The sequence below is a fragment of the Acinetobacter sp. GFQ9D191M genome (assembly GCF_011174875.1).
GTDB lineage: Bacteria > Pseudomonadota > Gammaproteobacteria > Pseudomonadales > Moraxellaceae > Acinetobacter.
This window is the reverse complement of sequence record NZ_JAALGV010000041.1, coordinates 20,906-46,824: the sequence shown is the minus strand read 5'-3', so window position 1 is coordinate 46,824 and position 25,919 is coordinate 20,906. Positions and strand designations below refer to the sequence as shown.

General features: G+C 43.1%; 23 protein-coding genes and 1 tRNA gene. 16 read left to right on the top strand and 8 right to left on the bottom strand.

Going from position 1 to position 25,919, the window contains the following annotated elements; genetic code table 11:
• The first annotated feature begins 119 nt into the window (after positions 1-119).
• A tRNA-Val gene (locus G5T77_RS07695) sits at positions 120-195 on the top strand.
• A 70-nt stretch (positions 196-265) separates the two neighbouring features.
• Positions 266-727 (top strand): DUF2750 domain-containing protein, encoded by a 462-nt coding sequence (locus tag G5T77_RS07690; protein ID WP_004784968.1) that lies wholly within the window; start codon positions 266-268, stop codon positions 725-727.
• A 17-nt stretch (positions 728-744) separates the two neighbouring features.
• Here G5T77_RS07690 and G5T77_RS07685 read toward each other — a convergent pair whose 3' ends face one another.
• The 4 genes from G5T77_RS07685 to yccS form a co-directional block, all read right to left on the bottom strand.
• Complete coding sequence (locus G5T77_RS07685) at positions 745-1,539, bottom strand: YdcF family protein (protein WP_166137690.1); 795 nt, start codon at positions 1,537-1,539, stop codon at positions 745-747.
• Between the two features lie 97 nt (positions 1,540-1,636).
• Positions 1,637-4,213, bottom strand: a complete 2,577-nt coding sequence (locus G5T77_RS07680; RefSeq protein WP_166137672.1) for a sulfite reductase flavoprotein subunit alpha — start codon at positions 4,211-4,213, stop codon at positions 1,637-1,639.
• A 185-nt stretch (positions 4,214-4,398) separates the two neighbouring features.
• Positions 4,399-4,959: a YcxB family protein gene (locus tag G5T77_RS07675; protein WP_004784963.1), complete on the bottom strand. Its 561-nt coding sequence runs from the start codon at positions 4,957-4,959 to the stop codon at positions 4,399-4,401.
• 85 nt (positions 4,960-5,044) lie between these two features.
• Positions 5,045-7,219 carry a YccS family putative transporter gene (gene yccS / locus G5T77_RS07670; protein WP_159123379.1) on the bottom strand — a complete coding sequence of 725 codons (2,175 nt, stop codon included), beginning with the start codon at positions 7,217-7,219 and terminating at the stop codon, positions 5,045-5,047.
• Between the two features lie 145 nt (positions 7,220-7,364).
• On the opposite strand from yccS, the gene G5T77_RS07665 reads away from it, so the two are divergent.
• Positions 7,365-8,576, top strand: a complete 1,212-nt coding sequence (locus G5T77_RS07665; RefSeq protein WP_159123380.1) for a multidrug effflux MFS transporter — start codon at positions 7,365-7,367, stop codon at positions 8,574-8,576.
• A gap of 79 nt (positions 8,577-8,655) precedes the next feature.
• Here G5T77_RS07665 and G5T77_RS07660 read toward each other — a convergent pair whose 3' ends face one another.
• Positions 8,656-9,363 (bottom strand): nitroreductase, encoded by a 708-nt coding sequence (locus G5T77_RS07660; RefSeq protein ID WP_166137670.1) that lies wholly within the window; start codon positions 9,361-9,363, stop codon positions 8,656-8,658.
• Positions 9,364-10,289: 926 nt separating this feature from the next.
• On the opposite strand from G5T77_RS07660, the gene gltS reads away from it, so the two are divergent.
• Positions 10,290-11,528 carry a sodium/glutamate symporter gene (gene gltS / locus G5T77_RS07655; RefSeq protein WP_166137667.1) on the top strand — a complete coding sequence of 413 codons (1,239 nt, stop codon included), beginning with the start codon at positions 10,290-10,292 and terminating at the stop codon, positions 11,526-11,528.
• Between the two features lie 42 nt (positions 11,529-11,570).
• Positions 11,571-13,046, top strand: coding sequence for an alanine/glycine:cation symporter family protein (locus G5T77_RS07650; protein WP_159123382.1), 1,476 nt, complete (start codon positions 11,571-11,573; stop codon positions 13,044-13,046).
• 52 nt (positions 13,047-13,098) lie between these two features.
• Here the strand turns inward: G5T77_RS07650 and chrA are convergent, their stop codons facing one another.
• Positions 13,099-14,310, bottom strand: coding sequence for a chromate efflux transporter (chrA, locus tag G5T77_RS07645; RefSeq protein WP_166137664.1), 1,212 nt, complete (start codon positions 14,308-14,310; stop codon positions 13,099-13,101).
• Positions 14,311-14,431: 121 nt separating this feature from the next.
• Here chrA and G5T77_RS07640 point away from each other — a divergent pair, with 121 nt between their 5' ends.
• The 7 genes from G5T77_RS07640 to G5T77_RS07610 all read left to right on the top strand — a co-directional run bounded on the left by G5T77_RS07640 (position 14,432) and on the right by G5T77_RS07610 (position 20,363).
• On the top strand, positions 14,432-15,427 hold the full coding sequence (locus tag G5T77_RS07640) for a patatin-like phospholipase family protein (protein WP_159123384.1): 996 nt from the start codon (positions 14,432-14,434) through the stop codon (positions 15,425-15,427).
• 333 nt (positions 15,428-15,760) lie between these two features.
• On the top strand, positions 15,761-15,937 hold the full coding sequence (locus G5T77_RS07635; protein WP_162835329.1) for a hypothetical protein: 177 nt from the start codon (positions 15,761-15,763) through the stop codon (positions 15,935-15,937).
• Between the two features lie 315 nt (positions 15,938-16,252).
• Entirely contained in the window at positions 16,253-16,774 is a 522-nt protein-coding gene (locus G5T77_RS07630) for an acyl-CoA thioesterase (RefSeq protein ID WP_004784949.1), read from the top strand.
• Positions 16,775-16,919: 145 nt separating this feature from the next.
• Positions 16,920-17,483: a TetR/AcrR family transcriptional regulator gene (locus tag G5T77_RS07625; RefSeq protein WP_166137661.1), complete on the top strand. Its 564-nt coding sequence runs from the start codon at positions 16,920-16,922 to the stop codon at positions 17,481-17,483.
• Between the two features lie 41 nt (positions 17,484-17,524).
• Positions 17,525-18,727 (top strand): MFS transporter, encoded by a 1,203-nt coding sequence (locus tag G5T77_RS07620; RefSeq protein WP_166137658.1) that lies wholly within the window; start codon positions 17,525-17,527, stop codon positions 18,725-18,727.
• Position 18,728: 1 nt separating this feature from the next.
• Entirely contained in the window at positions 18,729-19,625 is an 897-nt protein-coding gene (locus tag G5T77_RS07615) for a LysR substrate-binding domain-containing protein (protein ID WP_159123387.1), read from the top strand.
• Positions 19,626-19,748: 123 nt separating this feature from the next.
• Positions 19,749-20,363: a glutathione S-transferase family protein gene (locus tag G5T77_RS07610; protein WP_166137687.1), complete on the top strand. Its 615-nt coding sequence runs from the start codon at positions 19,749-19,751 to the stop codon at positions 20,361-20,363.
• Between the two features lie 61 nt (positions 20,364-20,424).
• Here G5T77_RS07610 and G5T77_RS07605 read toward each other — a convergent pair whose 3' ends face one another.
• A complete protein-coding gene (locus G5T77_RS07605; RefSeq protein WP_166137655.1) occupies positions 20,425-22,029 on the bottom strand; it encodes a bifunctional 3-(3-hydroxy-phenyl)propionate/3-hydroxycinnamic acid hydroxylase in 1,605 nt (534 codons plus the stop codon).
• 327 nt (positions 22,030-22,356) lie between these two features.
• Positions 22,357-22,611, bottom strand: coding sequence for a hypothetical protein (locus tag G5T77_RS07600; protein ID WP_166137652.1), 255 nt, complete (start codon positions 22,609-22,611; stop codon positions 22,357-22,359).
• A gap of 389 nt (positions 22,612-23,000) precedes the next feature.
• On the opposite strand from G5T77_RS07600, the gene G5T77_RS07595 reads away from it, so the two are divergent.
• From G5T77_RS07595 to G5T77_RS07580, 4 genes are all read left to right on the top strand, one after another.
• On the top strand, positions 23,001-24,005 hold the full coding sequence (locus tag G5T77_RS07595; protein WP_166137649.1) for a GTP-binding protein: 1,005 nt from the start codon (positions 23,001-23,003) through the stop codon (positions 24,003-24,005).
• A 100-nt stretch (positions 24,006-24,105) separates the two neighbouring features.
• Positions 24,106-24,636, top strand: coding sequence for a YaeQ family protein (locus G5T77_RS07590; RefSeq protein WP_103799664.1), 531 nt, complete (start codon positions 24,106-24,108; stop codon positions 24,634-24,636).
• 89 nt (positions 24,637-24,725) lie between these two features.
• Entirely contained in the window at positions 24,726-25,349 is a 624-nt protein-coding gene (locus tag G5T77_RS07585; protein ID WP_103799665.1) for an MgtC/SapB family protein, read from the top strand.
• Positions 25,350-25,429: 80 nt separating this feature from the next.
• A complete protein-coding gene (locus G5T77_RS07580) occupies positions 25,430-25,768 on the top strand; it encodes an FKBP-type peptidyl-prolyl cis-trans isomerase (protein ID WP_159123393.1) in 339 nt (112 codons plus the stop codon).
• Positions 25,769-25,919: the final 151 nt, after the last annotated feature.

Sequence of the window (25,919 nt, the reverse complement as noted above, 5' to 3'; positions counted from 1 at the left end):
GTCCCGTCCGCTGCGCCATTTTTCATTCCCTGATGTGGAAAATGTGTTTCAAAATCCAAGACTACGCGCTACGCTTGTCTTGCATCATAAAAAATAACGATGTTATTTTTTACTCTTCAGGGCGCTTAGCTCAGTTGGTAGAGCGTCTGCCTTACAAGCAGAATGTCGGCGGTTCGATCCCGTCAGCGCCCACCATATCTTTCTTGCCTAAATCCTGAATATTTCATAGAATTTGAAGTCTATAATAATTTGAAGATTTCAGACTATGAGAAATCCATATCAGCGCAAGGCAGCGATCAAATCGCAAAATACCGCCTACGATCCGCTACAAGTTTATAAAAATTTTATTGAAGCTATTGTTGCCCAAGGTGGCATTTTTGCACTTTACCAAGAGGGCTGGGCTTTATGTGCCACGCCGACAGGACAGCGAGCTTTCGCGACCTGGCAAAGCAAAGGTCTGGCCAGACTACTCATTAAAGATAACTGGGCCAATTACCAGATTCAGGAAATTACCCTCAAAGATTTTGTTGAAAAGGTCATTCCTTTCTTACGTCAGGAAAGCACTATTGTGTCATTGGATCTGACACCGGAAGGGCAGAATATTCTGGTTGCGCCTGAAAAACTTTTGCTGGATCTTAAAAACTACCTGTATCAGGTCTATGTACAGAAACCTGAACTATTCAAAAATCCAGCGATCCCTTCGCCAAGGCATATCCGTTTAAATTAATTTAGTGTTTAAGTCACTTATTTAAATAGTGAATATTCATTGAGCAGCCAGCCACTCAAAAAGGCAAAATATTCTCTTAACCAGGAGTTATAGCGCAGATAAAGGGGAGTACTGGCACTCAAACTAATCACTTGCTGATAACCTTGGTGTCTGGCAATGGCACGAGCACGAGGACTATGAAAATCACTGGTTGCAATCGCAACAGGATCATTTTGACTTATATTTTGTTGTTCCAATATCACTTGAGAATACATCAGGTTTTGAGCAGTACTTCTGCTTCGATCTTCAAGTTGGATAGGATTGATGAGTTCTGGGTAGGTGGTGTGGATATAGTGTTGCATGACTTCAGCCTCACTTTGCCTTTCCCGATAATTACGCCCACCTGTCATAATCATTAAAGCATCTGGATAGTGTGCTGCATATTTAGCTGCAGTATCCAGACGGCTTTTTAAGATGGGTGAGGGCTGTCCATTCGTAATCCCGCTGCCTAAAACCAGAATAGCGGCAGGAGGCTGTGTAGATTCATTTGAATGAATGGACATCTGGATATAAGCGAAGAAGATTGCGACACTGATTATCCAGAGTAGAAATCCGGCCCAGAGGTTGTTCCAGAACCAGATTCTAAATCTGGAATGCTGTTTCCAGCGTTGAATGCCTGAAAAGAGCAGAGCATACAGGATCAGTGCTACGCTAATGAAAATTGGCAAAAGAACACCGAAATGTCTTTGTCCCTGACTTATTAACCAGAGGCTGTTTATGCCAAGGATCAAACCAAAGATCAGGCTGAGACTTCGTTTAAGTTGGCTGGATATTTGGATACTCATATTTTTATTAATCTTTTTATCTTTTCTTCTATCTTATTAATAAAAAACCGGGCATGAAGCCCGGTCTTTTATAGATCAGCTGATCTTAATATACATCACGACGATAACGACCATCCAGACGTAATTGATCTACTGTGCTTTCACCGAGAATATCAATCAGAGCCTGATCGACATCGCTGGCCATGCCATTAATGCTACCACACACATAAATCACGGCGCCTTGAGCGATCCAGAGTTTCAATTCTTCAGCCTGCTCACGCAATTTATGATGCACATAAACTTTTTCCTGCTGGTCACGAGAGAAAGCAAGGTCCAGTCGTTTTAATGTACCCATTTGCAGCCAGGCCTGAATGGTTTCTTCAAAGAAGAAATCATGGGCACGCTGACGTTCACCAAAGATGAGCCAGTTCTGAGTATAGTCCTGACGGTTACGCGCACTCAGCAAGCTCATCAAACCTGCGATCCCCGTACCATTACCAATACAGATAATCGGACGGTTATCTGCAATCAGATGGAAAGATTCATTCTTGCGAATACGCAGGGCAATCGGTGACTTTAGGGCAGTATGCTGTGTTAACCAGCCTGAGCCCAGACCTAACTGGCCTTGTGCATCAGATTGCTGACGCACGACCAGACGTAGCACTTGCTGACTTGGAATACTGGCGATTGAATATTCACGTGTAGCAAGAGTTGGTAATTGCTGTAACAGCTCATCTACTGAATCAAAAGGATCAACCTGAGTCAAATCACGATTCCAAAGTGCCTGTTCGATACTTTGCTTCAGAGAAGGTACCTGTGTACCCGCGGCAATACGGTATTTCTCCATAAATGCACGGATACGTTCAGGGCTGTTTCCTGGCTGGATTTCGGCAATATCACCTGCCTGCCACACGGCTTCATGCTGTGGAACCAGTTCAATATTAAACGCAGGTGCACCCAGACTGTCTGGATTCAGCAATTCACGTTTGCTCAAAGTCCATTGATCAAAGGTTTTATCGATACCCATATCCTGCAATTCAAATTGAGTCACATGGGCAAGGGCATTGGTCCATTGCTGGATATGCTCATTATTTGCATTATCCACTTCGATAGTCTTGAAGAGCTGCTTGGCACCATTCTGCTGTAACCACTGGTCAATACGATGACCGAAGCTGCAATAGGTGTCCGGGTATTCCTGAGAGCCTAGAGCCAAAACTGCATAATTGAGATGGCTGAGATCTGCTTTGGCAGACAGAATTTTCTTTTCGAAAGATGAAGCCAGGTCAGGCGCTTCACCTGTGCCATAAGTACTGGCTACAAATAAAACCTGTTCTGCCTGTTGCAGATCTGCAAGGCTTAACTGTTGTACTGCTTTAACGCTGACAGGTTGACGTGCTTCCTGTAAGGCAGTAGCTGTGCGCCATGCCAGTTGTTCAGAGACACCCGTTTGTGAAGCATACGCAATCAGCCAAGGCTTGGCATTTGGATCCAGAGGCAGGGCAGTTGCCCCTTGGCGTGCAGCCAGAGTAAGTTTTTTCTGCTTACGACGTTTCAGATAGAGCATCCAGCCGGTCACGAAGAACAATGGCATTAATAATGCAGCAATCATGACCAGGAACTGGTAAATAGGACCAAAGAAGCTGCCACGGTGCACCGGTAACATGCTGCTCATGATTTTTTCATTGAGCTTCTTATCTTCATAGAGCTGGACTTCGGTAAATTCAGCACTGCGATAATTATAAGTCGCATTGTTGCGGGCACGTTCATGCTGTGCCACAGGGTCAACAAAACTCAACTGCATTTCACCATCCGGTTTTTTCGGCAGGTTAAATGTCACAGTCGAATATTTGCCTGCAAATTGTGTACTGAAGCCAGCCCAGCTTTGATCCAGTGCACGTGAAATACTTTCTGGACTCATGCCAGCTTCTTCACGGCCTTCACCACGTTGTCCGCGTTCACCACGTGGCCCGCCTTCGCCGCGACCGCCATTGGCCTGCATTTCTGGTTGTGGACGTTCTACGCCCAGAACTTTATACATACCATCACGCCACCAGCCATAAGACCAGGTAAGACCGGTACAAGCCAGAATCAGGTAGAAAATTACCACCCAGGTACCCACCACTGCATGCAGATCCCAGATAAAGTTACGGCCTTTCAGTTGTGGCTTCACTGCTAGCCATTGCTTGATCGAATGACGTTTTGGCCAGCGTAAATACAGGCCAGACAGGACGAAAAAGATCAGCATCAGGGTACAGGCACCGGTAATCTGTTTACCAACGGGACCTACTGTTAAATTACGATGTAGTTGCTGTACAAACTGGAAGAATTCACGACCTTTAATTTCAGGCAATACTTCAGCCGTGTAGGGGTTGACCATCATGTTATAACCACGACGTGCTCCCTCTTTTACAATATTGACCGTACTGGAGGCACTTGGATCCTGTGCCACGGTAATACTGTTAATTTTCATTTCAGGGTTTTGGGTATGGAAATGCTGATACAGCTGGGCAGGGCTAAGCTTATCTCGCTCTTGAACCTGTACAGTATAACTGTCGCTATTCATCCATTTTAAGATTTGCGGCTCATAAGAATAAATAGCACCTGTGACTCCCATAATTGAGAGAATCAAACCTGCAGTAATCCCCAGAAACCAGTGGATTTGGAAAAATGTCTTTTTAAACATGATGGTCAGATTTATGCTGGTATGTGTAAAAGTAGGCAAATTATAACTGAAGAATCAGAATAAATTATAGATTATGATGATAATATTTATTCTCATTATCATTTGTGTCGATGAGTCGGATAAAAGATAGACATAAAAAAAACCTCCATGTCGAAACAGGAGGTCTTTCAAAATCGGGATATGTCTTAGATTTCTTTTGGCGCGCCCACTTCTTCTTGCAGATGCTTGCGAATGGTTGCGAAAGAGAAGTTTTTACTGTCTAAACGTTTAGGTAAGATATAAGCACCTTGCTGACCTTTGACTTTAAAATTGATCAGCATGAATTCTGGCGTGTTATACCATTCATAGATGTCTTTCCAGCCAATAGCACCCACACCTTCCTGCATGCCCATTTTCTGGCGCATCACAATACCATGTGGCTGTACGCCCAGACGAATGCCTTTAATTTCCTGTACCGGAAATTCATTCATCTTGCGTTTAACATACCATTCCAGACCGAAAGTACGAATCAGGTAATACAGGACTACACAGACAATCGCCACCCAGCAGATAACTGTTGAGTAGTTCTTGATCAGGATAATTCCCAAAATAGACAAGGCAACAATAGCACCCATGATCAGCCAGGCTTTCATGCCAATTTTATTGGTACTACGCCAGATCATCAGCTGAGCATGACGTTGCTCAGCTTCTGAAATTTCATAGTTCACAGGCTGTAGGGTATAAGCGTATAAATTTTTCGCGGTCATAATGAAATTAACAGATTTAAAACTGTAAAAAGTTTAGCATTAATTGTGCTGATTCAGTGAGTATATTGTTCCAAAATCGGCCAAATTATAATGAAGCCAATTCAGTGGCCTGTTCATCACGTTCGTGACTTAAACTTTGCTTTAACTGACTCAATTGCTTCAAGATACTAAACATTAAAGACAGTTGCTGTAAAATAATCAATGGTTTCTGGTCTTCTTCCTGCTGTTGTGACAGACGCTGACGGATATTCTGAATCATATTCTGGGTACTTAGGTCAGGGACTTCATCATAAAGCAGGGCACCACGAATATTTTCTAGGGCTTGGTCTAGCAAGTCCAGCACATCCTGATCCTGAATTTTTTCACGATGCGCACCCAGCGCGGCAATATAACTGATAAAAGTATGATTCAGGCACAGGAACTCAAAAGCCTGTGATTTTTGCACCGGATCAAAATCAGGTTCAGTGGCCAAAGTCGAAATCAGGGAAGCAACTTCAGCATCCGTATTATGAGCTGCACGACGTACCACGCGGTAGGTCAGACCATTATTTCGTCCAGACTTATACTGTTCAATCACTTCACTCAAGTAGTCACATTCTGCCTGCAGACTACGGCTAATGCTGCGTGGCAAGCGACGGAATTTCCAGTCTGGAAAGATAAAGCTCACACCAAACCAGGCAATCGCACAGCCAATCAGGGTATCAATCATACGTGGAATAGCTGCGGCAAAGCCCATACCGTCCAGGTTAAAGTTGATCAGGGCCAGAATGGTAATAAAGGCAGTGGCCTGTGCATACTGTTTACTGCGTAATTCAAAGAACAGAATCCCACTCAAAATCAGCAGCAATAATTGTCCTTCAACAGAAGGAATAAAGTACAGAATGGCATATCCCAAAAGAATACCTGCCAGAGTCCCGACAATACGTAAACGTAAGCGGCGCTTGGTAGCATTAAAGTTAGGCTGGCTGACGAATAGTGCTGTAAGCAGGATCCAGTAACCATACTGAATATCGGTCAGCTGGACAAAGATATAGCTGATCAGCAGCACAATCGACAGACGAATGGCATGACGGAACAACACCGATTCAGGTGTCAGATGCTGCTTGACCCGAATCTTGATATCTTCCCAGCCTTTCAGGTCGTCATCTTTGAGCTGGTTTTCAATATGTTTAGCACGATCAAATTTGATATTACGTTCAGTTTCCAGGTTGCGTAACTGCGCATCAATGGATTTCAGGTTCTGGAATAAGGCAAATAGGGCATTGATCCAGACCTGATCATACTGCTGTTCTGTACGCAATTTTTCCAGGGACAATCTCAGGTTTTCAAAGGCATGTTTGAAGCGTTTATTATGTTTATAGGTTTTGCGCTGCTGAATGCTTTCACTCAGGTCTTTACAGGCTTTGCCCTGAATCGACAGGATGCGCTGAAAACGGAACAAAACGTCGCTGTGTTCAAAAATCTTGGCCAGTTTCTGATAATCAATATGCGCAGAATCGGCACGCTCGTGAATATCTTGTGCCACAAAATAATATTGCAGGCTACGACGAGTATCTTTCTGACCCCGGTCACCTTTCAGGCGGGTCAAAAGGACAGTCTTCATTTCATTAAAAATTGAAATCAGTTTGCCATTTTCCAGTGACAGCTCGATCATACTTTGCTGATAACTTTTTGCAGTCATATCGACATCGAACAGATTCGACTTGGCATAGAGGAAATCACCCAATGAGGCATAGCATTTGGCCAGATTATCCTGTGCACGTCGCGCAGGAAACAGTAGAAAGCTGAGGGTCGACAAAAAGCCATACCAGACCGCACCAATCAGCAGCAAGCTTGCCTGCTGATACCATCCATCAAAAAGTTCAACCCCCAGCATGGAATAGACAGAAATCACCAGACAGCCATAGGAAATCGTGGCATAACGTCGACCAAGCGAGCCAAGCAGAATCAGGACAATACAAGAAACAATGAGGGCAGAAGCAAACAGCAGCGGATAAGGAAATAACAGATAGACTGCCACTGCGGTAATGAAGAAGCCTAAATAGGTATAGAACAGATTCAGGATACGTACGGAAAAGCGGTCATCAATATCGCTTAAACCTGCGGCCACCACCCCAAGGGTGAGTGGAATAGTCATTAACTGCTGTCCCATGAAATAGGGAACGAAGGCAGTTCCTGCAAAAGCGATCAGCATACGCAGGTTATACATCAGGGTCGTATTATAGGTCGCGTGCTTAAGACGATTGAGCCAAGATTTCAACGGTGATCCTTTCTCTTGCAGTCTCTGCTGCAAAGCTGAATATACATATGAGAAAAAGTATATTTATAACTTTTAATTTCCATGTAAATCATACTATGCGCTATGTTAATTTGTCTGCCTACTACGCATTAAAATCTTTAATTACATGAACTCCAATACGACAGCACCACGGCCTTATGCCATGTCCTGGATTATTTTGCTGGCTTCACTGACTGCACTTGGTCCTTTATCCATTGATATGTATCTCTCTGCCTTGCCAGAAATGGCAGCGGATTTTGGTGTCAGTACCCAGATGGTCTCCAATAGTCTGCCAGCTTATTTCCTTGGACTGGCGGTTGGGCAGTTGCTATATGGCCCGATCAGTGACCGGATTGGACGTAAGCCACCGCTTTATTTTGGATTGAGTCTGTATATTCTGGCCAGCCTGTTATGTATGTTTGCACAGAATGAATGGAGCCTGATTGCAGCACGGGTATTACAAGCCTTAGGAGGATGTGTAGGAGTCGTGGTTGCCCGAGCAACCATTCGTGATCGGCTGGATATGCAGGCGGCTGCCCAGGCCTTTGCCAGCATGATGATTGTAACGACCATTGCACCGATTATTGCGCCAAGTCTCGGCGCATGGGTACTGATGTTCTTTGAGTGGAATATTATTTTCTTGGTGCTGATGGGCTGTGGCTTGTTTAGTCTGGTCTGTGTGCATTTTTTCTTTCAGGAAACCTTGCCCCCGGAACGCCGTCTTAAACTGAATTTGCAACAGGTATTGAGTTTATACCGAACCATTTTTCAGGATGAAAGTTTCAGACGACCGATGCTGGTGGGCTGTTTTTCTGGGGCGGTGATGTTCTGCTATATCAGCGCTTCTTCAGCCATTCTGATGGATCATTATCATCTGACCGAGCAGCAGTTTGCTTATGCTTTCGGGGGGAATGCCGTTGGAATCATGCTGTTCTCGACCCTGAATAAGCATCTGGCTCAATATCTTTCAGTATTAAGTCGCTTAAAACTAGGTGCTTCTTTACAGGGAATCGGTGTCCTGGCTTTACTGGTTTTAGGCTATCTGAATATTGAATCTGTTGTCCTAGTTATGGCGGCCTTATTTGTCGTTGTGGCCTCGATTGGTTTTGTGGGACCGAATGCGATGGCGCTGGCCATGGCAGAGCAGGGCGCGCGTGCGGGAACCGCCAGTGCGATCATGGGCAGTATGCAATTTGCCTGCGGTTTGTTGGGTGGGGTTTTGCTGAACTTTATGCTGTGGGATGCTTTATTCAATATGGCCTTGGTAATGGCGATCTTTGTAGTTATAGCCTTTAGATCTGTATTGAAATTAGAACTGCCTAGAGTTAAACAGAAATAAGGAGCTGCAAGAACTCTATATCTCTGTCAGACAATCCAAGCAGCTCAAAGTTGATGCTTGGATCATGGCTTATCAAATCTTATTCATCTACAAAAACGGCAAATTCCTCTACCGGGACACGTGGGGTGATAAAGGTATTTACGATATGGTCTGGATCTGCATAGCCTAGTGACATGCCACAGACCAGCTCTTCATCTTCACCTGCTCCCAGTACATCTAGCACAATGCTATGAAAATGATTCCAGGCAGCCTGCGGACAGGTATCCAGACCACGTGCCTTGGCAGCCAGCATCACGTTTTGAATCATCATGGAAATATCCATTTTTGAACCTATGCCCAAATCTTTATGTAAGGTGAAGAATAGCCCCACTGGTGCATCAAACAGTTCAAAATTACGCAGGTTCTGGCGCGCCATTTTTTCTTTTTCGCCTTTCTGGATATTCAGCAAACCATATAAGCCCCAGCCATTTTCACGGCGTCGGTCGATATAAGGAGAGAACCATTGTTCGGGATAATAGGCAAAGGTTTCTTTATATTGCTCGGCCAGTGCCGGATTCTGGTAAAGCTCCATTTGCGCCTGACAGACACGCTGCACCAGCTCATCACGCTTTTTCCCTGTCAGCACATATACTTTCCATGGCTGGGTATTGGTCCCTGAAGGGGCGCGGCTGGCCACAGTCAAAATGTCTTTGAGCATGTCGGTACTGACCGGCGTATCCAGAAAAGCACGAACTGAATGACGGGAAGTAATGGTTTGATCTACAGCATGAACGAGGTTTTGATCCATTCTAATTTCCAATCTCATATCCTTAATGATGGTGAACTGACTATAAACCAAACAAACTCTGTCGGGCAGGGGGAATTTTAGTTTCACAGTGAATTATGATGATTAATAAAAATCACATGAATGAGAATGCACTTAAGAGATATAGAAGTTATATAAATAGCCTAAGAAATTTATTGAATGCTTAAACAAAACTCCTTCTAAACATGCAACCGATATTTTAGATGCTGATATCTTGAGCAATTAACATCGATGGCTGGAACTAAAAGGAAAGTTGAAAACAAAATAGAATGATTAAAATTCAATCTTAAAAATAAAATTAAATATCCGTTTTTACTTTCAATTAATATTTTATTTCGATTAAAATTTGGGGGTAGTAAACTATAAAAAATAAGAAGTTATAATTATTTTTTATATATTCGCTAACTATAGTTAATAAAAAACAATAAAACTTTATACAAAGAAACAGCATAATGTGCGACTTTTCAGTTGAATACATGCATTTTGAAGAAATAATGAAGATTGCATGGTCAAGCTCTATTTGAAATATCTTATTGCAAATGACTTGATGAACTCAGTTAGGTTAAAAGCACTCATGCAGCAATTCATGCTGGTTGAGAAGTAAAAAATATAGGCTGGATGTTATCGCTATGAGTTGCACGCTTAGATGAATTTATGCATCTGGCGTAGCTTATGCAATCAGCAAAAGGCTGTTTTTCGCTTTTATAAATCTCTCACTGAATATGATCATCACGATGATATTCATAAGTTTGAAACAGATGCGGAATGCTTTGTTGATTCTAAAGGCGATGGATGAATGAAGTAGATGACAATTACATGGGGTAATGTAAGGTTTTCTTCTGTGGAAATGAATCGCAACACGACTTTTAGAATGACAAAAATTCAGAACCATCTTGGACAAAAAAATTATGGATTTTACTTTTAACGCATTTTATACCCTGATCGCTGCAGTAATTGTGCTATTACTGGGCCGGTTTCTGGTAGATAAAATCGATTTTCTAAAACGTTACAACATTCCTGAACCTGTCGCAGGTGGTCTGGTTGCAGCGGTTATCTCTCTGCTGGTTCATTCGTTCTGGGGCTACAGCATTACCACGAGCGCGGAACTGCAAACCAGTTTTATGCTGATTTTCTTTGCTTCGATCGGTCTGAGTGCGAACTTCGCTAAATTACGCGAAGGCGGGATCGGACTGGTGATCTTCCTGGTTGCCATCTCAACATTTATTGCCCTACAAAATGCAGTGGGTATGGGGCTGGCAAGCTTGTTAGGTATTGATCCTCTGATCGGTCTGATTGCCGGTTCGATTACCTTGACTGGTGGACACGGTACTGCTGGCGCCTGGGGTGAAATTATGGAGGTTGAGCATGGTATTCAGGGGGCTTTGGCGCTCGGGATGGCAAGTGCAACCTTTGGTCTGATCATTGGTGGTGTTATCGGTGGACCTTTGGCGAAACTGTTGATTAACCGTCATAATCTTGCGGTGGCACGTACCGATCAGCAGATCGAAAAGCGTGACAATACGCCAATGGACAGCACGACAGATGAATATGTGCAATTTGAATATCCACATCGTGTCCGTCTGATCACCGCTGATAATGCCATTACCACACTTGGTCTGTTTGCAGGCTGTCTGGCATTTGCAGAACTGATGACTGGCTTCAGTAAAGATACAGTATTTGAACTGCCAACATTTGTATGGGCACTGGCAGGCGGTGTGATTCTGCGTAACGTGCTGGAAGGCATCCTGAAAATCCAGATCTTCGACCGTGCGATTGATGTGTTTGGTAATGCTTCATTGTCGCTTTATCTGGCCATGGCGCTGCTGTCATTAAAATTATGGCAACTGGCGGATCTGGCAGGACCATTGATGGTGATTCTCGGTGCACAGACCTTGACTATGGCTTTATATGCAGCATTTGTCACTTTCCGGGTGATGGGCAAAAACTACGATGCCGCAGTACTTGCTGCAGGTCACTGTGGTTTCGGGATGGGTGCAACCCCAACGGCTGTTGCCAATATGCAGGCGATTACCAATATGTATGGCGCTTCGCATAAAGCCTTTCTGATCGTTCCATTATGTGGTGCTTTCTTCGTTGACTTGATTAATGCCACGATCATCCAGATGATCTTGAAATTTTTCGTCTAATTTTAAGCTTGATAATGAGTCATAAGCTCATAAGGATATGACATGAATGATCAGCTAAATGAAACCTTACTGGGCTGGGTCGATGCCTTAAATGGTCCACTCTGGGACTTTTTGGTGGTGTTTCTAGTCGCAGTCGGTATTTTGTATACGATCATGACCGGTGCAGTACAGATCCGTTTATTCTGGCACAGTATCAAAGTCATGAAACGTAGTCGTGGCAAGGTCGATGATGACCATGGTATTACGCCGTTTCAGGCCTTTGTAACAGGTCTGGCTAGCCGGGTCGGTGTGGGTAATGTTGCAGGTGTTGCCATTGCGATTGCTGTCGGTGGTCCAGGTGCTGTGTTCTGGATGTGGTTTACTGCATTTCTGGGAATGAGTTCTGCTTTTGTAGAATCATCATTAGCCCAGTTGTTTAAAGTTCGGGATAACAAGAATCAGCAATTCCGTGGTGGACCTGCGTATTACATTACTCAGGGTCTTAAACAGAAATGGCTGGGAATTGTCTTTGCAATTGCACTGATTACGACCTATGGCTTTGTGTTCAATGCCGTGCAGGCCAATGCCATTACGGGTGCAACCTCACATGCCTGGGGCTGGAATGAAGCCAATCTGATGTTGCCATTAGGTGGTTTCGATCTGGAAGTTTCCTGGATTGGTCTGGTCTTGGTCTTGATTACGGCCATGATTATTTTTGGCGGGATCAAACGGATTGCAAAAGTTGCTGAAGGGGTGGTCCCTTTCATGGCAGTTCTTTATCTGGGTGTAGCTTTATATATCGCCGTCATCAATTACGATATGTTGCCGTCTATTTTTCAGCTGATCTTTAGCAAAGCATTTGAGTTTGAAGCAGCTGCAGGCGGTTTCTTCGGTGCCATGATCTCGATGGCCATGATGATGGGGATTAAGCGCGGTTTATTTTCGAATGAAGCGGGGATGGGTTCAGCACCGAATGCGGCGGCTGCCTCTGACGTGAAACATCCGGTGAATCAGGGTCTGGTTCAAATGCTTGGCGTATTTGTAGATACCTTCGTTGTGTGTTCATGTACCGCTATCGTGATTCTGGTTTCTGGCCTATATGAAAATGCCGGTTTTGAAGGCGTGACCTTGACCCAGATGGCGCTTGAAAGCCAGATTGGTGCTTGGGGCGATGACTTCCTGGCCTTGATTCTGTTCCTGTTTGCCTATTCTTCTATCATTGGTAACTATGCCTATGCAGAAGGAAATATTCAGTTCATCAATAATAACAGCAAGGTCATGTTTATTTTCCGGTTGCTGGTATTGTTTATGGTGTATTTCGGCTCGATTGCCAGTGTACCGTTGATCTGGAATATGGCGGACCTGTTCATGGGCGTCATGGCCAGTATTAACCTGATTGCGATTGTACTGCTGATGCCATTTATTTTGATGCTGCTCAAGGACTATACCGGTCAGCTGAAACGTGGCATCGAGCAACCAGAGTTTAAGCTCGATGATCATCCGAAATTTAAAGATAAAGTTAAATCAGATATCTGGTAAGACTTGAGCAAAAGCCCCGACTGGTTCGGGGCTTTTTTATGGGTTTAAATGGTTAGAATGACACAAAATTAAGATAGCTTTGATATAGGATAAAGCCAGCAATCAGGCTGAACCAGACTGGTAATTTCGAGCGTAACAGTAAAATCATCACGATGACAAAAACCAGATCAGACCAGGAACGAAAATATGCCTGAGAGAGATCAATCAGCAAATATAAAAGCAGACCGACCACCGCTGCATTAATCCCGTTCACCGCCTGAAAAATAATACGTTGCTGCATTAACCATGACCAATAAGGCAAAGTAGCAAAAATCAGAAAAAACGAAGGCAGGAAAATGGCACAGGTTGCTAACAGTGCATTAATCCAGGATGAACCTGTCCAAGGCAACAGAGCACCGACATAGCTGGAAAAACTAAATAATGGACCCGGCATCAATTGGGCAAATGCATAACCTAGATCGAAAGATTGGGGCGAAAGTAAATTGGTCGCCACAAAGTCCTGATGCAGCAAAGGCAGAATGACATGTCCGCCACCAAAGACTAATGAGCCAGTTTGATAGAAATCAGCAAAAAATGCGAGTTCAGGCCAAGAACCAGATTTGACTAGTAGAGGAATCAGGAAAAAGGGCAGTATAAATGCGATGAACCAGTAGGGTGCATGACGTGGACGAATATAACTTGAGTGAATGGTAGATGAATTTGAAGCAGGCTTATTTTCCTGAGGATTAGAAAATTTTGCCATTACAAGGCCAAAAACTGCCCCTAAAATAATGACTAATAGCTGATTCAAACTGATACTAATGAAGCTCAGGATTAGGACTGAAATCAAGACCAGTACATACTGCCAGATGCTCTTGCAGAAACTGTTAAGCATTTGCCAGAATGCCCAGACGATTACAGAAAAAACGATCAATTGAATGCTATGAAAGCTGTTTGAGTTTAGAATATGGAAATAGTGCTGACCGAGTACTGCGATCAAGCTCATCAGAAGCGTTGAAGGCAGAGTAAATCCAAGCCAAGCCACGAATGCCCCAGCATAACCTCTTTGCAGATAGCCAATTGAAAGGCCTACCTGACTACTGCTTGGGCCGGGCAAAAGCTGCGCTAATGCAACCAGCTGGCCATATTGTGTCGCATTTAACCACTGTAACTGGTCGACAAATTTACGGTGAAAAAACACCAGATGCGCTGCCGGTCCACCGAATGCCATACAGCCCAGTTGCAGGAAAGTGAGAAAGATCCGGTACAGTGAAGGTGTATTCATACAGTGGCTGAAAATTGAAAGACATTAGTGCAACTGTATGACAGTTTTACGAAATTCTACAGATTATTTAAGCATGTGTTTATACACTATGTTGCTTTAACAAAATGAGGACGTGCTCTGCATGCAGAAATATGTACTGAGTATATTGGCGATGACAATGGTAGGTTTGAGCGGCTGCCAAACGACATCCGGTTTTAATCCATCTAACTCTAGTCATATCAAATCTGCCAGTTCAGTAGCAGAAGCCCAGGCACGTCCAAACCAGATCAATTTCCGCAAAATTAAGCAAACAGAAAACCGTCCGGTGATTGCACTGGTTCTTGGCAGTGGCGGTGCGCGTGGCTATGCGCACATCGGGGCGATTGAAGTGCTGGAGCAGGCAGGCATACAACCTGACTTTATTGTGGGAACCAGTGCTGGCAGTATTGTCGGTTCCATTTATGCCAGTGGTAAACCGGCGATTGAACTGCGTAATATTGCATTAAGTATGAAAGCCACTGATGTTCGCGACATCAAGCTAGACCGCAAAGGCTTTTTTGATGGCAAAAAAGTTGAAAATTATGTGAATTTGCAGGTTGATCAGACGCCTTTGCAAGCCATGAAAATTCCGATGTTTGTGGTAGCAACAGCCTTGAAAGAGGGTAAGCGGGTAGTCTTCAATTATGGTAATACTGGTCAGGCAGTACGTGCATCTGTTTCTATTCCAAGCATGTTTATTCCGACTGTCATCCAGAAAAAAGAATATGTGGATGGAGGGCTGGTCAGTCCGGTGCCAGTTAAAGTAGCTCGTGAATTGGGCGCTGATATTGTGATTGCTGTCGATATTCTGGCGCAGCCAATCCATACCGAAACCACTAATGTCTGGGGCCTATTCAACCAGAATATTAATATCATGCAGCAACGTTTAGCTTCTGAAGAGCTGCAATATGCCGATGTGGTGATTCAGCCAGACTTACGCGAAAAAGGTCATATTTTTGATGTGCGTGGCAGGGAGTTGACCATGGACGCTGGCATCGAGGCGGCTAAACTCAAGCTACCAGAAATTGCTCAGGTCTATCAGAAGCATAATTATAGCCAGGGTCATCAGATTCCATTGCTCTTGGCTCAGCAACAATAGTTTGTTCTAAGATTTTGAATAAAATATTTATCTTTCAAATAGATGTATAAAAATATTTATCGCTTTTCTCAAGTAGGTGAAAAATGGCTCATTTTTGTTCATCGTTTTTAGAGATGAGCTAATGTTTTCTACCTATTGAAAGTCACTTAAAGCCCAAGTTTCAATGGGAAATAAATATTTGAATTATAAAACTATAGTGATTTTATGAAAATGTTTTAAGGCTATTTTTTGATTTTAACAAAATTATTCACAGACTTAAGTTAAACAACTGTTCAAAAGCTTAGAAGATCATGACAGAATAAAAATCGACAGATTAATAAATGTAAAAGCCATATGAATCACATCGAAATTGGCCAGCAAGTCACACTAGCTCAGTTTGAAAATACGATTTTTACTGTAACTAAAGTTCATCCCGATGGTTCTTTTACCGTTGAAACTATATTGCATGGCCAGCAGACTTTAAGTTATGAGAATGTGGCGCGAGAAATGTTGAGACAGGTGCCTGCTTAATTCGAGGTTATTTTTTGTTAATGCATGCATTTTCCTAAACCGAGTTTTGCATGCTTAATGGAAAATCTCTTCATCACAGTGCATTGATTCAAGAAAATAATTTAGTGGATAAATTCCTGTTTATTTTATAGTTACTGAAAATAACTTTCTGATGATTTCTATGGATCCTCAGAGGGATATCTTTTTTTTTGTATGGAGAAAAATTTCATATCAAGAATTATGATGTTTTATTTGCCGAATTGAACATTTTATTTAGGCCAAAAACGCTATAATAATGGTCTATATCATTGTCATTCAAAGAGTTCAGAGAAAACGATGGCCCCTTTAGATCAAATTGCAACAGCATCGGATGACCAGTCAGAGTTAACGATGTCGGTTCTTATGACGCCAGATATGGCGAACTTTTCAGGAAATGTACATGGTGGAACAATTCTGAAATTATTGGACCAGGTTGCTTATGCTTGTGCGAGTCGCTATTCGGGTAGTTATGTCGTAACCCTGTCTGTAGACAAAGTAAATTTCAAAGAACCGATTCATGTGGGTGAGCTGGTGACTTTCCTGGCAAGTGTGAACCATGTAGGTCGTACTTCAATGGAAATTGGCATTCGTGTAGAAGCGCAAAATATTCAGAAACGTACTGTACGCCATACCAATAGTTGCTACTTCACGATGGTCGCTGTTGATGAAAATGGTAAGCCTAAACAGATTCCACCGCTGAATCTGGACAATGACTGGAAACGTTGCCGTTTTGAAGCAGCTGAACAACGTAAAGTTGCCCGTCTGCAGGAAAATCATCATCCTTCATGCAGTATCTATAAAAAATCAGCGCATAGCTAAGAACTAAACTTAATTTGCTTATTAAAAAGACCTTCAATGAGAGGTCTTTTTTTTTTGCCTATAAAATTCATTTAACTCTGGCTTAAGCTTGTTTTTTAATCTACTATGAAACGATACGTATCGTTTTGTTTTTTTGGTTTTAAGCATGAGTGAAGAAGAAAAATGTTCACGGCGTCAGCACAGTATTCTGCAGGCGGTTTCGGATGCACTGGCAGAAGGTGAATATCATCAGCTAACCATTGAAGATGTGGCTGCACGGGCAGGGGTTGGCAAATCTACGATTTACCGCTGGTGGAAACATAAATCTGAACTGGTACTAGATGCTTTCAAGCAGCGCACAGCAGGGGTATTTGAACTGGATGCTTCACAAAGCTTGCGCAGCAATCTGGTTCAACAGCTAACTCTGCTGGTTCAGGCGCTTAATCATCCGGTAGGCCGAGCTTTGCTGGTCGTTATGGCCAATCATCGGGAGCTGGCTGCAGACTTTTTTCAGCAGTATCTATTACCACGTCGAAAACAAACCCACCAATTGATTCAACAGGCCATCGAGCGTGGGGAATTACGTGCGGATTATCCTTTTGATCTGATGCTGGACACCTTGTACGGGCCGATTCATTACCAGATCATTTTCTTCAACCGCATGCCGGATGATCAATATATCCAGAATCTGGTAGATCTGGCCTTAAGCCCAGCTTTGATTTCTCCCTGAGTTTAGTCAGTTCTTAAATTTGTTTTTAAAAGTTGCGTGTTATGTCTGCTAGTCCTGAGCGCTTATGGAATCGCTCCTTTATTCTGTGTTTATTGAACAATCTGTTCCTGTTTGTCTATTACTTTGCCTTACTGACCATTCTGCCGGTTTATATCATGAAAGGTCTGGGCGGATCAGTCAAAGAAGCAGGTTTGGCTTTGACTCTGTTCTTAGTTTCATCCATCGCCATTCGACCTTTTTCTGGCATGATTATCGAGAAACTCGGCAAGAAATTGGCAATGCGCGGAGCCGGAGTTATTTTTGCCTTATTTTCCTTTAGTTATCTGCTGGTCGATAGCATGTGGTCATTATTGGCAGTGCGTTTCTTACATGGGATCTGGTTCAGCATACTGACGACGGTCACCGTTCCCGTTGCAAATGAGTTTATTCCGGAATCTCGTAAGGGTGAGGGCATGGGCTATTTTGTCATGTCGACTAATCTGGGTGTGGTATTTGGTCCATTACTGGCCTTAACCGTAGTTCAGTTCACCAGCTTTAAAGTGCTGTTTGGCTTGCTTGCCGTGATTATCTCTATCGGCTTGATCTTTTCCTTCATGCTGAAAATTACCGAATTAGCAAAACCTCAAGCTACAGTGGTCGAAAAATCAAAATTCAGCCTGCATGACATTATTGAAGTCAAAGTGCTGGCGGTGAGTTTTGTGGCACTGCTCACGGCTTTTGCTTACTCCAGTATCATGAGTTTTATCACGCCCTTTAGTGAAACCAAGCAACTACTGGCTTATACCGGCATCTTCTTTATTGTTTTTGCGGCCTCAATGTTGTTGGTACGGCCTTGGGTGGGCAAAATTTACGACCGTAAAGGACCAAGTGCAGTTATCTATCCTTCCTTTATTTTCTTTGCGATTGGCATGATGATTGTCAGTGTCATGTCCAGCCAATGGACTATGTGGTTGTCTGCGGTATTTATCGGAATTGGTTACGGTTCATTATTTCCATGTTTACAAACTCTGGCGATTCAATCTGTCGAAAAACAGCGTATGGGCCATGCAATTTCTACCTTTTTTACCCTGTTTGATATTGGACTGGCAGTGGGTTCAGTAGTGATGGGTATGATCATTGCGCAATACGGTTTTGAAAAGACCTATATGTTCTGTGCAGTGATGGTGATTGTCACTTTATTGATCTACCGTCAATATGTGGCCAGGAAGCGACCTTCGATTTCAGCATCCTTACCGGAAGAATAAAATGGAATTAAGACATTTACGCTATTTTGTTACAGTGGCTGAAGAGCTGAATTTCACTCGGGCAGCTGAAAAACTGAATACTGTTCAGCCTTCACTCAGTCAGCAGATTAAGGATCTGGAGCGTGAAGTAGATGCGCAATTGCTGGAGCGGAATAACCGCAAGGTTGAGCTGACCGAGGCTGGACAGGCTTTTCTAAAGGAAGCTCTGTTGAGCTTAGAACATGCGGAACGTGCCGTGCAGGCAGCCCGTCAGATCGCCCATGCACATAAGGGTCAGCTGAATATCGGCTTCGTACCGGTCGCGGAAATGAAAATTTTTCCTTATATCATGCCGAATATCCGTGCACATTTTCCTGAACTGAAAGCACTGTTTCATAGCCTGACCGATGCAGAACAGTTTAGCGCGCTGAGACAGGGCAGTATTGATATTGCCTTTACCCGCTACCGAGATCAGTCGGATGAGTTTGAGTCCGTTCAGATTTTTGATGAGCCACTGACGCTGATTGTGCCGAAAAATTCTCCGGTCGCAGAAATGCCCTATGTCAGCATCAAGAAGTTTGAGAATCAGGATTTTGTGATTAGTGATGAACAGGCCTCACCACAGCTGCATAAGATTATTGATGATTTCTTTAGGCAGTCAAAACTGAACGTGAATGTGGTGCAGTATTCCACCAATATTCTGCTGAATGTCAACCTGGTCGGCATGGGCGTCGGCTGGAGCCTGGTACCCGCTTATGTGATTCCTTTACTCGGCGATAATATTGTGGTGAAAAAAACGCTGGAACCTTTACCGATGATTGCTCTCTATGTCAGTTACCGTAAAAATAACCAGCATCCTGCGATTGAGCTGATTCTGAAAGTGCTCAAAGAAAAGTTTTGTGTAGACCTTTTTAAGTAAATTATTGATCTTCCATAAATGAAATGTGTTACAGAAATGATCTGTAGCACATGCTTTTTAATCGCAGAAGAAAATCGCTTTATACTGAAATTCAAAAAATAAGAAATCGGTTGAAGCAGAATGATGAAGCTCTATAACAACCCTCAGTCACGTGGCATGACCTTGCTGCCTATACTTAAAGAACTACAGATTGAAGACCAGCTTGAGCAGGTGGAAGTTCCTTTTAAAGATATGCATCAACCTGAATATCTTCAGATCAATCCGATGGGTAAAGTTCCCTGTCTGGTTGATCAAGGCGTCGTAATTTCAGAAATGGCGGCTATTATCATCTATCTGGCAGATAAGTATCAGGACAAAGGATTGGCACCCGCTTTAGATGATCCCAAGCGTGGTACTTATTTAAAATGGATTTTCTTCTGTCATGGGCCACTGACTGAATATATTGATGTAAAAAATTTACAAGTATCTCAAGAACAGATTGAAAAGGTCCGAACCAGTTTAAGTTTTGGTAACGAAGCCGCGGTATTTGATTTTTTTAAACGAGGTTTGTCGCAGGCCAAGCCTTATCTTTTAGGTGAAAAAGTTTCTGCTGCAGATCTATATGTGGCCTATTGTCTGATCTTCGCAATTAGTACCAAAATTTTGCCGACGTTGGAAGAATTTAAACCTTTCCTACAGCAAATGGCACGTCGTGATTCTCTCAAAGATATTTCATGGTTTGAGCAATACCGAACTTAGCTTCTATGTTCATCTATAAATAAAAACCACGCCGTAGCGTGGTTTTTTTGACTGAGGTCAATTATTTGACATGGAGCTTGTTAAATAGCGCCTGACTTGTGCTTTCTATAGATTGAGGAATCGCTAAGGCTGCCACGAAGCGGTCTGGACGCAGGATGACGATAGAGTCCTTGGTCTTGCCGAACCAGGTACGAATGTCCGTACCGATATCACCAATGGTGATCACATCTTCGTATTGCTTACGATGTTGATTAGACAATTGAACTGTAGGAATAACCTGGATAAATTTTACGCCAAGTTTTTTCCACTGTTGTATCGTTTGCTTGCTTAAGCCCCATTTCGGATCCACCCCCCAGGCAATGATGGCAAAGTCATTGCCAATCACTTCATCCAGCAATACAGTTTCATCAGACTCCAGTTTCACCTGCGGCTGAATGAACATCTTGCCGACTGGAGAGTCTTTCTGAGTATTGGCCAGCAGGGCACCATCATGATACTTCGGCATAGGCTTAAAGCGCATTTCCAGCAGGTACTGTTTGATTGGCTTGATATAGTTCAATGCGTAAGCAATACCGTCACGAACAAAGCCTTGCCATTTTTTTGGTGGAGCAAGGACGTGGCCTGCCATGACTGAAAGATCGATCATCGCCTTGGCATGATCCTTACGTTCTACCTGGTAAGAGTCCAGTAATTCATGGCTTGCTTTACCCTGGATCACCAATGCAACTTTCCAGGCCAGGTTAAAGGCATCACGCATACCGCTGTTATAGCCTTGGCCTTGCCATACCGGCATGATGTGTGCAGCATCACCAGCAAGCAGAATACGGTCAGCACGGAACTTATCTGCAATACGTGCATTGTGGGTATAGACACGTTGACGAATCACTTCGATTCCATCGGTATTCGGTAAAACTTTAGATAGTAGTTTGGCAATATTTTCTGGTTTGCTGAGTTCTTCCTGAGTTTCGCCTGGCATGACCATGAATTCGAAGCGGCGAATGCCATGCGGCAGGGCAGCTGATACATAAGGACGCACCGGGTCACAGCATAGATAAATATGTGGGGTTGCCAATGGGTCATTATCGATATCAATCACGATCCACTGGTTTGGCGCAGTTTCACCTTCGAATGGAATGTTGAGGGTACGGCGTACATAAGAGTTTCCACCATCACAGGCAATCAGGTATTGCGCACGAATGGTTTCTAAGCTGCCATTTTTAGTCTGAACATTTAAAGTTACACCCTCAGCATCCTGGCTGAAATGTGTCAGATGGCGAGAGAAAAGTACTTCAGTTTTTTTATATTGTTTGAGGCCTTCTAGCAGAACGTTATCTACTTGTGGCTGAATGAAAGCATTACGGCGGGAGAAACCAAATTCACGAGTCAGTGGCTGAATGTCTGCGAAGCAACGGCCTTTGGGTGTCAGGAAGCGCATGGCATGATTCGGGGTAGTATGCGGCAAGACCTGATCAACCAGTCCCAAAGATTGAATGGTACGCAAGGATTCATCATCAATGCCGATGGCACGCGGATAATCGATCAGACTATCTAGCTGTTCAACTACGGTGACTTGTATACCCTGTTTGCTTAAATAGTTGGCAATCGTTAAGCCTACTGGGCCAGCCCCCAAAATCGCCACTTCAGTGGTGTAATTTGTATTGCTCATCGCGAATGTCCATTCCATCAATTCAGGATTGAGACTATTAAGGAACAATCAATAGCGCTAAACAAGCTAGTCCATAGTAGGTCATGTCTATCAAAAAGATTTAGTTGAAAAGAATTTTATTTTAATAAGTTATTGATAATAAATAATAATATTTAAATTTATTCATAAGATGAATGAATCCTATGATCATTTCTGGCTATAGTGAATAGCCTATAAGGTATAAAAAAGCTGAATCACGCAGTTGCATGATTCAGCCTTAGTCTACATCCGGCAGCATAGGTTAAACCTACTGGAGATTTACTGCACGAGATGTTGCTTTAAACCTGATTAACGAGTCGATGTCGACTTAGTCGTTTTTTTACCATCTTTGTCTTCTGTAGCAGCTTCAGACGCAGCAGGCTGGTCAGCAGGTCCAGCTGTGGTTACATTTGGATTTGGGTTATTCGTTGCAGGAAGTTCCTGAGTTATCACAGTGACTTTCTGTTCCTCAGTGGTCTTCGTGTCAGTGGTGTTGTTTGCTGCAAAACTGGTAGCTGCGGCTGCAGTAAGCGTTGTTGCAAGTAAGATTTGTGCATATTTCATGTTGAGCATCCTTTTTATTACATTTATAAACTGCCGAATGACCATCACATCAATCCGGCAGGAATTCATCCTAAGCATGAAAATTTTATGGAGCAAAGCAATTAACAAAAGCCGCACGAAGCTGTTAAGCAAGCAAATACAATCATTGGAAATTTGTTTTCTTCTGTTAAATGTATAGGAAATTGTTAGCTGGAAATGTGTGTAAATATTTCAAATATAGCGTTTAAGTGAACTAGTTAACGGTTAAAAAGTACTTACTACAGACTGTTATTTTTATTTGAACCGAGATAAATAGAATCTAATCATCCAAGAATGAACATTTTTGCAAGAGTCCAGTGTTCTATAATAGTCAGGTTTACTACTTCTAATTCTATCTTTGAGAATCAATTTTGAAAGTTCTTGCCGCTCAGCAGCCTATTCCTGTACACATCATTTCCGGATTCTTGGGTGCTGGTAAAACCACTTTATTAAAATATTTACTGAGCCAGAAACCGGAGCAAGAAGTCTGGGCTGTGCTGATGAATGAGTTTGGTCAGATTGGCGTCGACCAGCAATTACTGCCTCAGGATCAGGGCTATGCAGTGAAAGAATTGCTGGGCGGCTGTTTATGTTGTAGCAGTCAGTTGCCAATGCAGATTGCTTTATCCCGGCTATTGTCAGAAACCAAACCGGACCGGCTATTTATTGAACCTACAGGACTCGGACATCCCGGGCAACTGCTGGAACAGCTCACCGAACCGCATTGGCAGAGTCATTTGAAAATGCAGGCTCTGGTCACGGTAGTCGATGGTTCACGTTTACATGATCGGGACTGGACGCATCAGAACCTGTATGCGGATCAGCTGAAAGTTGCCAATATCATGGTTATTTCCCATGCTGATTTGATGACTGAAACTGATCATGCTGCTTTAACTGAACTCAAGTCTGAGTATCAGCCATATGCCCAGCACTGGCTGATGATAGAAAACGGACAGCTGGATATTGAGCAAATCAAACAGGATTATCAGGGTGCTTCACGTCAGATTCAGCCACTGCTCAAGCAACAGCGCCAAGTGTTGGGAGAGGTGCCGGCTGTCGTACATCAGTTGCCTTATCATTATGTTGAAAGTGCACAAGGCTATCAGGTGGCAGGTTGGAAATTGCCAAAACGCTGGCAGTTTGATTTTTATGATCTGCTGGATCTGCTTTGTGAGCAGCAGGATTGGCTCAGAATCAAAGGGATTTTTAATACCAATCAGGGCTGGAAAAGCTTTAATTTCAATCCTGATCAGTTTAATTATCAGTCTGCCGAAGAAGGCATTGATAATCGGGTAGAAGTGATTTACCAGACCTCACGTGACTGGCTGGAATTTGAAACCGCCTTAATGCAATGCCGGATTGTTCAGGAAAAATAACTTCGAATCTGCGTGTTGAAAATAGCTGGATAAGATGAAATCTGTTCAGCAAAAATGCAATAAATCTTATATGCTAGGCGCCAAATTTGAGGATTGTATTATGGCGTTAAAAGCGACAATTTATAAGGCAGATTTGAACGTTGCCGATATGGATACCCATCGTTATGAAGACTATCAGTTGACGATGGCGCTGCATCCTTCGGAAACCATTGAACGTCTGATGGTACGTATTCTGGCTTATGCACGTTTTGCTGGCGAGGCGCTTGAATTTACCAAGGATCTGTTTGAGACTGATGAGCCAGCGCTGTGGGAAAAAGACCTGACTGGCCAATTATTGAAATGGATCGAAGTGGGTTGTCCTGACGAAGATAAAGTCAAAAAAGCCAGCGCACGTTGCAAACAGGTCGCAGTAGTTGCTTATGGTTCTTCAGTTGATGAATGGTATAAACGTAATTCCAAACTGAAAACGCTGTCGAATGTTGAGGTCTGGAAAATCTCGACCGCCAGCACTGAAGCGGTACAACAGTTATGTGAACGTACCATGCAGCTGCAACTGAATGTCATGGATGGCGAATGGACCTTGATCGGTGATCAGGCCCAAGCTGTAATTGAATGGGAACAGTTACAATAACAGCCAATAAGGATGCAAGTCTCGGCTTGTATCCTGATTCAGAAATTGCGTATACCTGACAATAATAAAAATGAAACAGGGATAAATATATGCATCCGGATCTTTATCGTTTGCTCATTGCCCTCGGTATTGGTGCAATTATTGGTGCAGAACGCGAATATCGCAGTAAGTCTGCCGGTTTGCGGACTATGATCATGGTCAGTCTGAGTTCCTGCTTGTTCACGATTATGTCAATCAAAATTGGTCTGGATAGTCAGGATAGGATTGCAGCCAATATCCTTACTGGCTTGGGCTTTGTCGGTGCGGGAGTTATCTTTAAAGATGAAAACCGGATTTCAGGCATTACGACAGCGACAACCATCTGGATGACAGCAGCACTGGGCATGGCAGCTGGCGCGGGTTATGAATGGCTGAGTCTGTTTGCTACTTTTATTGTATTAATCGTGCTGATTTTTCTGATCTATGTCCAAGAGGGAATAGAAACTTTAAGTCAGGCACGAACCTACCGAATTATCTGTCCTTATCAACGTAAAACCTTAGAGCAATACGAAGAATTATTTAAAACTTATAATATGAAAGTCGTTCGCAGTGTGCAGCATAAAACGGAACACCGTATTAGTGGACGCTGGATTTTAATTGGCTCCGCCGAAAATCATAAAAAATTGACTAACTATTTACTGAATGATTCAAATATCCAGGAACTCAGCTTTTAATCCTTTAAGCCTCAAAGCTAAAGGAATTCTGTCTAATCCCGTTTATACTATGCGTATTTGCCAGAGAAAGGATATTGGTCATGACCAAAGAGCTAGAAATTATTGATTTGAAAGTGGGTGAAGGTAAAGAAGCGGTTAAGGGCGCGCTTATTACGACTCATTATACTGGCTGGCTAGAAGATGGCACCAAGTTTGACTCATCACTGGATCGTGGTAACTATTTTGAAACCGTGATTGGCACTGGCCGTGTGATCAAGGGCTGGGATCAAGGGATTATCGGTATGAAAGTAGGCGGTAAGCGTAAACTAATTGTGCCTGCTCATTTGGCTTATGGTGAACGTAAAATGGGGAATATCATCCCGGCCAATTCAAACCTGATTTTTGAAATCGAACTGTATGATGTTAAAACACGTGATTGATTCACTGAAATAAGCTTCATTCATTGTGATGAGTGAATGTTGAACGGGTGAAGTCATAGCTAGATGGACTTCATCCGATGAGCTACAAAAAAAGCTTTGCACTCCCTGCTATTCGACGTAGATTATAAGAAGAATAAAGCACTTTTCAGGA